The sequence below is a fragment of the Annamia dubia NIES-4383 genome (genome assembly GCF_055394725.1).
Window position 1 is genome coordinate 3,323,310 of sequence record NZ_AP025630.1, and the last position, 14,814, is coordinate 3,338,123.

The following is a 14,814-nucleotide window of genomic DNA, read 5'->3' on the forward strand; positions in this document are numbered from 1 at the left end:
TTAATTATTTAAAATTACTATTATGACACAAACTCCTCCTAAACCCAACCCCCAAGAAAGTCAAAATGGACATACTTCTGGCTTTAAATCTGGAAGATATGATGAGCCTAATTTCTTAATTGAAGATCTATCTAATTTATCCCTGTCTAATGGCAATGGTTTAAGTGACTCTTTTCCTTTTTTAGATGATGATTTTTCTTCATTTGAAGAAACAACTATTGCCCCTAAAAAACAAAAACAAACCGCTCCAGTTTCTGGGAAAAATCATCACTCTAATTTAAACAAAAAACCTCTACAATTACCCCAATTTACTAATTCAGAAATACCAAAACATCGTAATAATAATAATCAAGGTCAAAGTAATTGGTGGAATAGGCAAAGTATTAAAACTAAAACCGCTTTAATTGCCATTACTTTAGGTATTTTACCTGTGATTGGGGTGGGAACTACGGCTTACTTTTTAGGCAGTCAATCACTTCAACAAGAAATATTTGAAGATGAAAAAATGGAAGTGGCATCCCTAGAATCAAAATTAAATAATTTTTTTGGAGAGCGTTTAGGTGACATTCAAGCTGTCTCAAATTTAAGTATTTTAACTGATAATCAAGCACTTCGTGCGGATAAAGATGCTACTCTTAATCAATATTTAGAATATTATCAGGTTTATGATAGTTTGGCTGTCTTTTTCCTCAATGGAAACCTTTTAGCCCAATCGGGAACAGAAAGTTTAGATAATCACCAAAATCGAACTTATTTTCAAAAAGTTAAACAAACTAATCAGCCTTTTATTAGTGAACCTGAACTTTCAAAGAGTACAAAAAAAATTAGTATTTATGTGGCCGCTCCCGTTAAAGTTGATGGTCAAACTGTCGCTATTATTCGAGGACGTATTCCCGTTAGTGTTCTGACTGAAGTCTTGGATTTCAGTCAAGAAAAGGGTAAAGAGTATTTATTAACTGATTCAAAAAATAAAGTTTTTCTGTCTAATAATGATACTTATATTGATCAATCTTTAGAACAAATTATTCCTAAAACCTTTTCTAAAATTTCAGAAAATGGGCGAAAAGCTGTTACTAATATTGAAAATAATAGTATTTTTAGTTATGCCCCCGCTTTAGAATTAAAAAATACCTACGAACTAAATTTCGGCGTGGCTGTTGCCGAGAAAACCGACACCGCTTTTGTTGCCCAAAGAAAGTTATTATGGACTTTATTATTAGGTTCAGGCTTAACGGCTTTAATTGTGGCTTTAATTGCACTACAGGTGGCACAAAAAGCCACTCGTCCCATTTTAAGGGTGACTGAAGCCCTCAAAAATTTAGGCTCTGGTGACTTAAAAACTCGTCTTGAAATTGAAGGGGATGACGAATTAGCTCAATTAGGGCTTAATGTTAATGAAATGGCCTTACAGTTGGATCAACTACTGCAAGAACAGGAAATGGCCGCACAGGAAGCTAAAGTTTTAACTGAAATGAACGGCATTAATATTAAAGATTATGAGCAACTTAATCCATTCTTTAATAAAATTTTAGCCATGATTCAGTTTAAATTAAATGCCGATCGAGTGGTGATTTATCGTTTTGATGAGGATGGCAGTGGCAAAATTATTGCTGAGTCAGTGGGGGCGAATTTAACTAAGGCGATGAATCAAAAAATCAATGATCCCTGTATTCCTCAAGCCTTATTAGAAGCTTATAAACGCAATCGCATTGTCCCAATTAATAACATTTATGAGGCTAATTATCACCCCGATCATATCCGTTTATTAGAAAATTTAGAAGTTAAATCTAATTTAGTTGTGCCAATTCAACAGGGTAATGATCAATTATTTGGTTTATTAGTAGCCCACCATTGTGAGGATTTCCATGAATGGAATAATCAAGAAATAGATTTATTTAAAAAATATGCTTTTAATTTGGGTATTCCCGTTGGAAGAATTGCTACTTTAAAACAGGAACAATTACAAATTGAAGATGAAAGATTATTAACCGAAATATCTACTGCTGAAGCCACAGAATATGATGACTTATCCCCTGTTCTCAATAAGGCCATGGCCATTATTCGAGAAAGAATTAAAGTAGATCGCATGGTCATCTATCGTTTTAATGATGACTTTAGTGGCTCAATTGTAGCAGAATCGGTGATTGATGGTTTCTCTAAAGCGCTCAATAATCAGATTGAAGATCCTTGTATTCCGATGGAATTGATAAATGCGTATAAAGAGGATCGCATTGTGGCGACTAATGATGTGAGTCAAACCAATTATCACCCCGATCATAAAGCCTTATTTAAACGCTTACAAATTAAAGCTAATTTAGTTGTACCCATTCTTAAAGGTCAAGAATTATTTGGTTTATTAATTGCCCACCATTGTCAAAAAACCCATCAATGGACAGAAACGGAAATTGAAACTCTTAAACAATATGCGATCGAGCTAAGTATTCCCATTAGTCGGATCTCCTATCTCAAACAACAACAGGAAGCAACGGAAGAAGCCCGTTTATTAGCAGAAATTACCGGAGTAGAAGCTCTGACTTATGAGGAATTAAATCCCACTTTAAATAAAATCGTCTCCATTGTACGCCATCAATTGAAAGCCGATCGAGTGGTCATTTATCGCATTAATCGTGATCGCAGTGGTGAAATTGTGGCCGAGTCGGTGTTATCTGGTTTTACCAAAGCCCTTAACCAACAAATTAAGGATCCCTGTATTTCCGAAGAATTAATTGTAGGCTATAAAGCCGGAAGAATTGTGCCAACCCAGGACGTATTGAACGCAGGTTTTCACCCCGAACATGAGGCTTTAATGAGAAGATTAGAAATTAAATCTAATTTAGTTGTGCCGATTGTGCGGGGTAATGATTTATTTGGGTTATTAATCGCCCATCATTGTCAAAAAACTCATCAATGGCAAGAATTAGAAATTGAATTGATGAAAAAATACGCCTTCCAGCTAAGTATTCCCACCGGCCGTGTAGGTTATTTAATGGAACAAACTTTTAGTGCGAAAAGATCCCGACTCTTAAGTGGGATCGCCAGTTCTGAAGCTCGGAAAAATGAGGATTTAGAACGGGTATTTAATATCGCCTTAAATGGCTTAAGAAGCTTATTAAATGTCGATCGAGTGGTCATTTATCGTTTTAAAGAGGACTGGAGCGGTTATATTTCGGCCGAGTCAGTATTATCCGGTTTCCCTAAAGCCTTAAATGAGCAAATTGAAGACCCTTGTATTCCTAAAGAGTTAATTCAAGGGTATCTTAAAGATCGCATTGTGCCTACCTCTGACGTATTTAAAGCAGGTTTTCATCCCGATCATCAAAAATTAATGGAACGCTTACAAATTAAGGCTAATTTGATTGTGCCGATTTTAACGGAGGGTCAACTTTACGGTTTATTAATTGCCCATGATTGTACGGATGTTCATTTTTGGCAAGATTATGAAATTGAATTAATGAAAGAAGTCGCCTTCCAGATCGGCATTCCCTTAGAGCGTGTCACCTTCTTAGAACAGGTGGAACAAGCCCGAAAAGAGGCTGAAAAACTAGCTCAAGAACAACGGGACATTAAAGAAGGCCTCCAACGCCGAGCTTTAGAATTATTAATGGAAGTTGATCCCGTTAGTAAAGGGGATTTAACCATCCGTGCTAAGGTGACGGAGGATGAAGTCGGGACGATCGCCGACTCTTATAACGCTACTATTTCCAGTTTGCGCAAGATTGTAACTCAGGTGCAACAGGTGGCCAAACAGATGAGTGTAACTACCAGTAAAAATGAGGCCTCTGTTCAAAGTCTAGCGGAGGCGGCCTTACAACAGACGGAAGAAATTAGCTCCGCCTTAGATCGGGTTCAAGCCATGAGTCAATCTATTTTAGAAATTGCCAAAAACGCTGAAAATGCGGAACAGGCAGTGCGCCAAGCTAATAAAACCGTAGAGGAAGGGGAACAGGCCATGAACCGTACGGTAAATGGGATTTTGTCCATCCGTGAAACCGTAGCGGAAACAGCCAAAAAGGTTAAAAGATTAGGAGAATCTTCCCAAAAGATTTCTAAAGTGGTTAACCTAATCAGTAGTTTCGCCGCACAAACGAACTTACTGGCGTTAAATGCTTCCATTGAAGCGGCTCGTGCGGGTGAAGAAGGACGAGGCTTTGCGGTGGTAGCCGATGAGGTGCGATCTCTGGCTCGTCAGTCAGCCGAAGCGACAGCAGAAATTGAAAAATTGGTGGCCGAAATTCAAGGTGAGACTAATGAGGTAGTTTCAGCCATGGAGTCGGGGACTGAACAGGTGGTAGCGGGAACAAAATTAGTTGATGAAACTCGTACCAGTTTAACCCAGATTACTAAAGTTAGTAGTCAGATCAGTCAACTGGTGGCGGCGATCGCTAAAGCAACGGAAATTCAACGCTCTGACTCGGAAATAGTGACTAAAGCCATGACTGGGGTAGCATCTATTGCGGAAAAAACCTCAAAGGATGCCACCATGATGGCCGTCTCAATTCAAGACTTGTTACAAGTAGCCCAACAACTGCAAAAAGGTGTGGGTCAGTTTAAAGTTAAATAGATCAATTTTAATAGTAAAAGTAGGGGTGAACGACTGTTCACCCCTACTTTTAAAGTGTTAAAGCACAACAACAATTTCTCACATATTCCCTAAAAATTGAAGACATTTTAAACATAATACCATTTACAAAAAGTAGCTACATTGTTAAATACCTGAAATCTTTGTAAATAAACTATTCCCTTAAAATACGTCTGAAATTACTTTCTGTAAAAGGACGTGGTACTTTTAATTTTGCCCCTAATTCGTATCTCACTAATTGATGTATTGTGGTGTAACTTATCTCAATATCCAGACAAGTAAATAACCATATTTTAGTTTCTTGGTAACTGTTAAATCCTTGAGGCTCACTTAATTCTTTTTTGACCAGAGCCACTGTCTCTACCTCTAGTTTTTTTGGTCTACCTGTTTTATTATGTTCTTGTAATAATGCGTCTAATCCTTCCGTCTTATATAAGTGAAACCATTCGTAAATTGTTCTCTCACTACGTCCCATCATTACCGCTAAGTATGTGATCGTTTCAGCCACTTGAATTTTCCAAAGATATAAAGCTTGAACTTTGGCAAAATTCAAAGCTGTTTTTTGTTGTTTCATGAGATTTTTGAGGGTATCTGCTGATTCAATTACTTCTATTTTTGATATTCCTGACATACTATTGCTCCTGTTAATCTATTCCTAGACTAACCCTGAACTTACTTTTTGTAAATGGTATTATGCCCAAATGTAGATATTTAAAATATTCAAAAGTTCTCACTTCTGGGAATAAATCTCGATAGTTTTCGCAATACTGATCAATGAATTGGATTGTTTTTTGGGCAGGACGTGGCTTAACTATAACTTCCTCAAAGTCCTAAAAGAGCGGTAATTAAATTAAACTGGAATTAATTGCTTGTTGATAAAGTTTTTGAATCCCTTTTAATAGTTGATCAAAAATAGTTTTTGATGAACTAATCTCACCGCTTGGATCTAATAATTGTAAACGATTTAAAAGTTTAGCTTCTTCTATTTCTACTTGGCCATCACTGTAAATTAATGAGCTTAATTCTGCCAATAATTCTTGATAGCTTTCTTCCGTGTGATTTTCCCCTAAATAATCTTCTAACCATTGATAACATTCTTGTGCTTTAATCGGTTTAGCTTCAGTAAAAAGTAATTTAATTTCAGGATCATCTGCACAATTATTTTGTTTAGCCATATTATGAAGATAGGCTCTTTCTTCTGGTTGAATTGTACCATCAATCCAAGCCGTACCCATTAAAATTTTAATTAATTGTTGTGTTTTATTAGTCATAGGATTTATTTTTTATTTAATAAAAATTTAATGATTTAAGACAAGTACCAACCTTGTAACAGGCTAGAAGCTTGTATTATTTATTAATAAGTTTTAAGCAGAGATCATTGTCAATTATCTATTCTCAATTAATCAATTATTAATTATTTTGTAGTTTAACCATAAAAAAACCATCCATTTGATTTTGATAGGGTAAAATTTTAATCCAGCCCTCATCACTCGTATAATTATTGAGCCAAGAAATTGAAGATTTAACTATTTTCCAGTTAGGATATTTAAGTAAAAATTTGTTAATAATTGCTTCATTTTCTTGTTGATTAATAGTACAAGTAGAATAGACTAAATAACCTCCTAATTTAACCCAACTTGCAGTTTCTTCTAATAGTTGAAACTGTAATTGAGTAATTTCTTTGATTTTTTCGGGTGTTTGTTTCCATCGCAGATCGGGGCGTTTATGTAATGTGCCTAAGCCGGAGCAAGGTGCATCTAATAAAACTCGATCGGCACTATTTTTAAACTGAGATAATTCTCGACTATCTCCTATTAAAATTCTAATAGATTTTAATTGTAAGCGCTCAATATTTTTTTCTAATTTTTTTAAACGGGAAGCATAGCGATCGCACCCCCAAATTACCCCTCGATCGCCCATTAATTCGGCAATATGACAAGTTTTTCCCCCAGGTGCGGCACAGGCATCAATGATCGTTTCCCCCCCTTGAGGATCAAGTAAATGAGTCACTAACTGAGCGCTACTGTCTTGGATCATCCACCAACCTTCTTTAAATCCCGTTAATTTTTCAACTGAGCCTACTTTTCCGGTTAATCTTAAAGCTTGAGATAAGGGATAAAGCTCACAAACTGTTAAACCTTCATTTTCAAAAGCCAATTTTACCTGTGCAAGAGAAGCCTTTAAGGGATTGATTCTTAGCTCAAGGGGGGCAGGGGTATTAAAAGCAATACAGAGTTTTTCCGTTATTGCTTGACCAAATTGCTCAAACCAATCATTAATTAACCAATCAGGGTAACTATATAAAACACCTAATTTACTGATATTATCATCAGGTAATTGTAAAATGTCAGTATTATTTGCAGATAATCTTAAATATTGTCTTAAAATACCGTTGACAACTCCGGTTAAAGCCTTAAAGCCGTGATCTTTAGCTAATTCTACCGTAGTATTAACGGCCGCCGAAGGGGGGATGTGATCCAAATATCGCAGTTGATACAAGCCGATCTGTAAGATTAAACGCAGATCAGGTGGTTGTTGATGAGCCTTTTTTTTGCCTAGTTGATTGATTAAATGATCAAGAGTGCGTTGACGGCGCACAATCCCGTAAACTAATTCACAGGTTAAAGCCCGATCTTGAGCATTTAAAGATTTTTTAGAAAAAACCCGATCTAAAGCAATATCAGTATAAGCTTGATGTTGTTCAATTTCTTTGAGTGCTAATAATGCTAGTTGACGGGAATTAACCATAATTTTCTTACCATTAATAATTAAAATCTGTACCAAGTTGAATTGTAATATCTGAATTTAAAGCCCCTGTACTTTCCACTACGACTTCCCCAAAACCTAATGCTGACTGGATTTCTGAGGCACTAATATCATCTCCTTTTTGGGCAATAATACGGGTATTAGTGATATTTTGAGGAATATCATTATCTACATAAACTCGACTATAACCTTTTAGTTTTAAACTATCAATTAAACCTTGTACTTTATCAGGATTATTGGTACTATCTTGAATGGCAATTTTAACATTTTTAGGATCATTTAACTGAAAATCTTGATTAACTTGATTAAAATGAATTGCCATTAATTGATTAATCTTTTCTTGATCGGGTAGCCAATAACTAACGCCATTTTTCCCGTCACCATTAAAGTCTCCTGGCACCATTAATAGTTGAAGATCTGACTTTTTCTTGTGGGAAGCAAAACCTGCTAAAGCGACAATTTCTTCTACACTTAAATTGGTATCTAAATGGGATTGAATTACTGATAAAATTTCAGGTATTTTGATAATGGTAGCAGGTTTAAGAGTTTGCTCCACCAGTGCTTTCATAAATATTTGTTGACGTTGTATTCGGCTGACATCCCCATAGCGATCATAACGAAAACGTAAAAACTGCATGGCTTTATCACCATTTAAAACTTGTTGCCCCTGTTTGAGATCAATATATAAATGTTGACTATCATCTCGATATTTCATATCTTTAGGCACATAAACATCCACACCACCTAAAGCATCAATTAATTTTTCAACCCCTTGAACATTAACTCTAAGATAGCGATCGATGGTAATATCACCTAAAAGATTACTAACCGACTTAGCCGCTAAAGCCGGCCCTCCATAATAGTTAGCTTCATTTAACTTTGTTAAACCTACCCCTTCCACATAAGCTTGAGTATCCCTCGGAATAGATAAAATAATCAACTTATCATTAACCGGATCAAAACGCAATAATAACATGGTATCAGCCAACCCTTGAAAAGAGTTAACTAAAGCCTGATAACCCTGATCGGGCTGTGTGGGATCGTTAAGATCAGAAGTTAAAACTTTTGTCCCTAAAACTAAAATATTAACAGGGCGGGTTAACTCTGGTAAACGTAAACTTTGACGAGAAATAGCATCATCGGAGGTAAAAACGGCCTCATCTTTCGCACTTAACGCAACTTGTTTTAAGGGGGTGCCGGTTAAAGAAAAAGCTAATAAAGCTCCTGCTGTGGCGGAAACAACCGCCGCCGAAGTTAACCCCAACCAGATCCAGAGCCATTGAAGGGATGATGTTTGTGTTTGGGATGGCTTTTTTTTCAATGGCTGTGTTGATTGTTTTGATTGAGAAGAAGGGTATTGTTGATATTTTTGTTCTGTCACTGAATTTTACCCGACAATAAAAAAAATAGTTATTTAATTATATTAGAAGATAATTGTTTGATTTTGATGTTTTTACTATTTTTAAGGTCACTAAACCGGAATTTTTCTAAAAATTTAGATACTTTTCTACTTTAGCTTTTATCTTTTCACTTCCCTAAACCCCTCACCTAAGTTAAAAGAGGGGTTTAAGGCAATGAGGTTAAATCATTAATAATTTAATAATTTGATCAACAACCTGATCAATTGTTAAATGATCAGTAATAATTTCAATAGCATCATTCGCCTTTTTTAAAGGGGCAATTTTACGGGTACTATCTTTATAATCTCTTTCTTCAATTTCCTGTTCTAACTGTTGTAAATTAATCGGCTCATAACCCTGATTAATTAAGTCTTCTTGTCTTCTTTTAGCTCGTTCTTGAACTGAAGCAGTTAAAAATACTTTTAAATCAGCATTAGGAAATACTTGAGTACCAATATCACGCCCTTCTGCAACAATTCCACCCTGTTTACCCCATGCTTTTTGTTGTTTAACTAAGGCTTCCCTAACTGCATTTTGAGCGGCAATAGTTGACACATTACGACTAATTTCAGGGCTACGAATTTCTTTAGTAATATCTTGATGATTAATTTTAACAGTGATCGGATCGTTAGGGTTAGTGGGGGGAATTAACTCTAATTTACTGTGCGCTAAAAGTTCGGCAATTTTAGCAGTATTTGTTAATTCTATTTGATTATTTAAAATTAACCATGTTACCGCCCGATACATTGCACCCGTATCAAGGTACAATAAATTCAATTTTTCGGCGATTTTCTTAGTGACAGTAGATTTTCCAGCCCCGGCCGGCCCATCAATAGCGATAATCGGTTTACGTTGACATAATTTAATATTATCAATTAAGCGAGTTTTTCCTAGATAAACAGCGATCGCCAGTAACCCTTCAGCTTCAATTTTTTCTAAAGTTTCTAATGTTTCAGTATCTACAAGATTAATGTAATCAATATTAATTTCTGTAACAGATTCTAATTTTTCCCTAACTAAATTAATTAAAGTTTGAGCATTTTTTTCCCCCTGATCAAAAGCCATTTTACCAGTCTGTAAACTTTGATACAAAATCGAAGCTTTTTGTTTTTCAACTGTGTTTAAATATTGATTACGGGAACTCAAAGCTAAACCTGATTCATCCCGAATTATCTTACATTCACGAATTTCGATCGGGATGTTTAAATCCCTAACTAAAGCCTTAATAATAGCTAATTGTTGAGCATCTTTTTCCCCAAAAAAAGCTAAATTAGGTTGAATAATATTAAATAATTTAGTAACAATAGTAGCCACTCCTGCAAAATGTGCGGGGCGAGAATTTCCACACATTAAATCAGTCATGATTTCCGCAGGAATAACCTGAGTTAATTGACTTAAATTAGCAGTTGTAATCTTACTAGAAATTTGGGGATAAATTTCTTCAATATTGGGGACAAAAATAACATTTACTCCTAAATTTTCACAAATTTTAAAATCATTTTCTAAAGAGCGCGGATATTGATTTAAGTCTTCATGGGGATTAAATTGTAAAGGATTAATAAAGATACTAACTACTACTAAATCACTTTCAGAAATAGCTTTTTGAATTAAACTTTGATGCCCTTGATGTAAAGCTCCCATTGTAGGCACTAAACCAATTTTATGCTCATTTCTATAGGACTGTAAATAAGTTCTTAAACCCGTAATTGTTTTAAAAATTTCCACTGTAAATTTACTCCAATATTTATTAATTATAAACTTAGATTATATTATATAATTTCAGGTGTTATTTGTTATTCGTTAACAGGCAAAACTTGTCTTCCCTACTCTCCACTTCCCACTTCCCACTTCCCACTTTCCACTTTTCACTTTTCACTTTTCACTGTAAGATGAGAATAGATGTAAATTTGTGTTAAGCGTAGCTGGATGTCTTTAGAATTATTATCACTGGAAAACATCCAAGAAATTGCAAATCAATACGGCTATTGGGCTGTTTTCCTTGGTATTGCGTTGGAAAACACGGGGATCCCCCTCCCAGGGGAAACCATTACCGTAGTAGGCGGTTTCCTTGCGGGTAGCGGTGAATTGAATTATTGGATCGTCTTGGGAAGTGCGATCGCTGGGGCAGTGTTAGGGGATAATATCGGTTACTGGATCGGTAAACTAGGCGGATGGGCTTTTTTACTGCGTCTAGCGACAATTTTCAAAATACCTCAAACCCAGTTAGAAGAAGCACGAAAACAATTTAGTAAAAATGCACCTAAAGCGGTCTTTTTCGGGCGTTTTGTGGCGATTTTGCGCATTTTTGCCGGCCCCATGGCCGGGATCGTTGAAATGCCCTATCAAGAGTTTTTATTGTGTAATTTTGGCGGTGCAACAGTGTGGGCGGCCATCACCGTCACGATCTCCTTTTTCCTTGGGCGTTTGATCCCCTTGAGAGAAGTTTTAGCTTGGATGCACAAAATTGGTATTATAGCTCTAATTTTAGTGGTTATAGTAGTAATAATTACTGTGTGGTTAGAGTCAAGAAAAAAAGACTTAACCCCTTCTGCTGAACCTAAATTAGCGCCTGAAGAATAGTGAAAAATAGATAAATTTTTGTGATTCAAAAAATAACATTGGGAAAAATCTAATAACAGCCGAATAAACTTAAAATAGATTTTTCCCTAAAGCTTTACGTTTTAAAGCTAAAACACGAGGTCTTGCTCCCTTATCTAAAGTAAAACCTAAACCTGTTCTAAAAATTTCAGGGATATAATAAACAGAAATATTATCTTTTGTTTTATCTTCATAAATTACGCCCATTTCTTCTAACATTAAAAATGTTTTTTTATCTATTTTTAATGTATCTAAATCTTCAATCGTAAAGGGAATACTTTTATCGGCGGGTAAATTATTAACCCATTTTTTAAATTGTGGATATTCTTGTTTTACTTCGTTAATTTTATCTATACTACAAGGTTCAATCGAATAACGAATCGCTTTGGGTGGTAAGAGACGAATATCTTTTTTATTAAAATCTTTAGACCATGTTTCAAATTCAAATTCTTCTGGATTTTCAATAGTTTTCTTGGCTACATAATACAAAAATTTAACAATATCTCTAGCTTGTAATTTACCTTGAAAATCTGTTAAAGCGGCAAAAATCCATTCAGTTGTATAAGCTTCCGATGATTTATTACTTCCTAATTTTTTACCCCAGATTTTTTCTAAATTACCATTTAATTCTTGATTAGTTAAATAATAAATATCTGATTCTTTAAAATTAAAAAGTTTAGCTTGACAAAATATCCAATATACTAATCTTAAAAATGAATTTACATCCCAAGATAACTGATAAGATTGATACATATTTTCAAATTGTGGAAGGTTTTGTTCAATAGAATATTTAACATAATCACGACGAATAAATACGATCATCCCTAAATAGGAGTTTCTTAGTTCAGCAATTCTTTGAGGAATCCGAATTAATGATTCTATGGCTATTTTTTGTAACTGATTATCAAATATTTGATTAAAAATATCTTCAAGTCCATCAAAGAGAAAAATAATTTTGATTGATTTTTCTTTCAAAAAATTATTAATTAAATTAACATGATATTCATGATAATTTTCTAATTTTAAACCAATTGAATTAGCAATTTCTTTTAACCAAAATTGTGTCCATTCAACTTTACCCCAATCTTGATTTTTAAGTGCTTTATCTATTCTATCTTTAAAATCAAAAGAAGATACATTTATATTATTATTATTTAATTGTGCTTTAACTTCATTTCTGGCTATTTCTATTTTCTGAAGTGCTTTATCTTTAATCGTTAAAGATGCTAAAAGAGGATATATAAAAATTGGAGAATTGATCTCAGTGGAATGATTTAAAACTTTTTCAGTAAATTTATGCCAATCTTTAAAACGAGATAATTGAAGATAATTAAAAGTTTTGCCTGAACCTTTAGACCCAATAACTACAACATAAGGTAAATGATCTTGAAAAGTTGTTGCTAAATTTTTCAAAGATTCTGTAATCAATAAATCTTCTCCTTCTCCATTTTCTGCATACTGATATTTTTCACAAAGTTCTTTTAAATTATTAACTTGTTCCAAGTCACTAAATTTACTATAATTTTGTTGATCTAAATCATTCTTTTGAACTTCAATTAATTCATTTTCAGCCCATTCTTGAGCTACTTTCATCATTGTAGTACCAGAAAGTTTATTTTTAGCATCATCCCAACTATTAATATAAAGTAATTGTTGAGCAAAATAAGTTTCTTTGATTTCTAATCGTGTTTCTGTGTAATTTTTATATTTAGAATATGATGTGTCCAATATAGATAAAGCTTCGTCAAATTTTGTATATTCTTGTCTTTCTTTTAATTCTTCCATGATAAAATTAATAATTACAATTGGATCATAATAAAGATTATTTTCAATTTGTACTTCAGAAGGTGCGGTATAACTTAATTGTTTTAAAACAAGACTTGTGCCACTGATAGACTGTTCATTAATTGTTGTAACAATAAATCTTTGTACTCTAGGATCAAAGAGAATAGGACTAGAAATTTCACTTAATCCTGAACGTAAATCTATAAAAATATAATCAATATTTAATTCTTCACCTATCAAAAAAAGAGCATTACTAAATTCCCAAGGATCATGAATATTTTTAATTAAATGTTCTGGTAAAATTTGTATATCTAAAAGTTCATCATCATTTAGACAAGCAGGTAATGTATAAACATTTGATTTTCCTTCTTGTCTAACACTTTTTTTGATTTCTTTAGCCAAAAATTTTAATGATTCTTCTCTATCTACAGGAGAATAATAATAAACTTCCAGAAAATCAAGAAAAGAAATTGCTGATTTTTTTTGTTCTAATTTTTCCCAATAAGTAATTCCGGGAGCTTCTAAATCAGCATCTATAACTAAAATATTAACAGCTTGATTATTGGCTTTTCCTTGTTCAATTAATGCTAAAATATGAGCGGCTAAACTTAATGTTCTTCCGACACCACCTTTAAAAGAATAAAAAGTAATAATTTTTAATTTGTTAAGTTTATCAATTTCTGGTAATTCAAAAAAAGGTGATTTTTCATTATTATCTTCATTATTATTATCTTTATTTTGTTGTTTAAGATAGGTTATTTCTTGCCAAAAAGGTTGAATACTCTGATCACTAGGATCATTCAAAATTTCTTCTATAAAAAATTCTACGGGTAAATCCGCATCTCCTACATCAAGCTTAATTACTTGATTATCTTCTTCATACCAATCTCCAAACCATTTCTTTAATATTTTTTGAGCTTTATTTTGATCTTCTTCTTCTTTAAGTCCTATTTCTAAACTATAAAAAAAACATTCTATTCTGACAATTCCATCAGGCAACTGTTTTCCGTAAAAAGTTTTTTGTTTGATGAGTTTTCTAATATCTAACCATGTTAAATATTTAATCTCCATAGTATTATAAATTCTCCTAAAAATAAACATTATTTGATGTATAATCAATTATTGAATTAATTATATCTTAAATTTTTTTGATTCGCCTATGAATTGGTAAGTCTTTTTTGATAAATTCAGCAATTCTCAGAAGTATATTTTCTAAATCTTGATCTATTTGATCTTGTTGGTATCCATAACGCCACATTTGATTAATTTGATCTTGTCTACAACTTCTAGTTTTCCCTCCTTTTAATTCTTCTAATGTAATTTCTTGAGGCAAATATAAATTACGATCATTTACATTTAATTTTGTAAGTAATTGATTGATATTATGACGAAAATATGTAATATCATTTTTATCATTTTTAACTGTTTTTAAGATTGAATCAGTAGTTTGTACTTTTTCTTTTTTCATAATAATTGCTTTTAAACCACATTCAACTGCATAAAAAAGCATTAATCTATGAGAATTTGTTTTAATAGATGGTTCATGATAAGCAATAAAATGATTTGACCATGCGTTTTGTATTTCTCTTAAGGTAAAGATAATCGTTGATTTATTCTTTATATTCATTTTTTAATCATTATTAAACAAAATTTGATTTCCATTTGTAAAATGTGTTCCCTAATTTA

The 14,814-nt window shown here is 33.3% G+C and carries 9 protein-coding genes; 2 read left to right on the forward strand and 7 right to left on the reverse strand.

Annotation, left to right across the window (positions count from 1 at the left end; genetic code table 11):
• The first annotated feature begins 22 nt into the window (after positions 1–22).
• Positions 23–4,561 (forward strand): GAF domain-containing protein, encoded by a 4,539-nt coding sequence (locus Anndu_RS14975; protein ID WP_464101952.1) that lies wholly within the window; start codon positions 23–25, stop codon positions 4,559–4,561.
• A 172-nt stretch (positions 4,562–4,733) separates the two neighbouring features.
• Here Anndu_RS14975 and Anndu_RS14980 read toward each other — a convergent pair whose 3' ends face one another.
• The 5 genes from Anndu_RS14980 to Anndu_RS15000 all read right to left on the reverse strand — a co-directional run bounded on the left by Anndu_RS14980 (position 4,734) and on the right by Anndu_RS15000 (position 10,470).
• Positions 4,734–5,210, reverse strand: a complete 477-nt coding sequence (locus tag Anndu_RS14980) for a helix-turn-helix domain-containing protein (protein ID WP_464101953.1) — start codon at positions 5,208–5,210, stop codon at positions 4,734–4,736.
• 214 nt (positions 5,211–5,424) lie between these two features.
• Entirely contained in the window at positions 5,425–5,850 is a 426-nt protein-coding gene (locus Anndu_RS14985; protein WP_464101954.1) for a tellurite resistance TerB family protein, read from the reverse strand.
• A 139-nt stretch (positions 5,851–5,989) separates the two neighbouring features.
• Complete coding sequence (locus tag Anndu_RS14990; protein WP_464101955.1) at positions 5,990–7,327, reverse strand: 16S rRNA (cytosine(967)-C(5))-methyltransferase; 1,338 nt, start codon at positions 7,325–7,327, stop codon at positions 5,990–5,992.
• Between the two features lie 13 nt (positions 7,328–7,340).
• Positions 7,341–8,726: an LCP family protein gene (locus tag Anndu_RS14995; protein WP_464101956.1), complete on the reverse strand. Its 1,386-nt coding sequence runs from the start codon at positions 8,724–8,726 to the stop codon at positions 7,341–7,343.
• A gap of 199 nt (positions 8,727–8,925) precedes the next feature.
• A complete protein-coding gene (locus Anndu_RS15000) occupies positions 8,926–10,470 on the reverse strand; it encodes a bifunctional pantoate--beta-alanine ligase/(d)CMP kinase (protein ID WP_464101957.1) in 1,545 nt (514 codons plus the stop codon).
• Between the two features lie 201 nt (positions 10,471–10,671).
• On the opposite strand from Anndu_RS15000, the gene Anndu_RS15005 reads away from it, so the two are divergent.
• Positions 10,672–11,325 (forward strand): DedA family protein, encoded by a 654-nt coding sequence (locus tag Anndu_RS15005; RefSeq protein WP_464101958.1) that lies wholly within the window; start codon positions 10,672–10,674, stop codon positions 11,323–11,325.
• Positions 11,326–11,394: 69 nt separating this feature from the next.
• On the opposite strand, the gene Anndu_RS15010 is transcribed toward Anndu_RS15005, so the two are convergent.
• Together Anndu_RS15010 and Anndu_RS15015 are read right to left on the reverse strand one after the other, a co-directional pair.
• Positions 11,395–14,199, reverse strand: a complete 2,805-nt coding sequence (locus Anndu_RS15010) for a ParA family protein (protein ID WP_464101959.1) — start codon at positions 14,197–14,199, stop codon at positions 11,395–11,397.
• Positions 14,200–14,266: 67 nt separating this feature from the next.
• On the reverse strand, positions 14,267–14,755 hold the full coding sequence (locus Anndu_RS15015) for a hypothetical protein (RefSeq protein ID WP_464101960.1): 489 nt from the start codon (positions 14,753–14,755) through the stop codon (positions 14,267–14,269).
• Positions 14,756–14,814 lie beyond the last annotated feature (59 nt).

Bases quoted from the DNA above. Each gene is read 5' to 3' on its own strand.
- Anndu_RS14990 (WP_464101955.1), bottom strand. From the start codon at position 7,327: ATGGTTAATTCCCGTCAACTAGCATTATTAGCACTCAAAGAAATTGAA.
- Anndu_RS15010 (WP_464101959.1), bottom strand. From the start codon at position 14,199: ATGGAGATTAAATATTTAACATGGTTAGATATTAGAAAACTCATCAAA.
- Anndu_RS14980 (WP_464101953.1), bottom strand. From the start codon at position 5,210: ATGTCAGGAATATCAAAAATAGAAGTAATTGAATCAGCAGATACCCTC.
- Anndu_RS15005 (WP_464101958.1), top strand. From the start codon at position 10,672: ATGTCTTTAGAATTATTATCACTGGAAAACATCCAAGAAATTGCAAAT.
- Anndu_RS14975 (WP_464101952.1), top strand. From the start codon at position 23: ATGACACAAACTCCTCCTAAACCCAACCCCCAAGAAAGTCAAAATGGA.
- Anndu_RS14985 (WP_464101954.1), bottom strand. From the start codon at position 5,850: ATGACTAATAAAACACAACAATTAATTAAAATTTTAATGGGTACGGCT.
- Anndu_RS15015 (WP_464101960.1), bottom strand. From the start codon at position 14,755: ATGAATATAAAGAATAAATCAACGATTATCTTTACCTTAAGAGAAATA.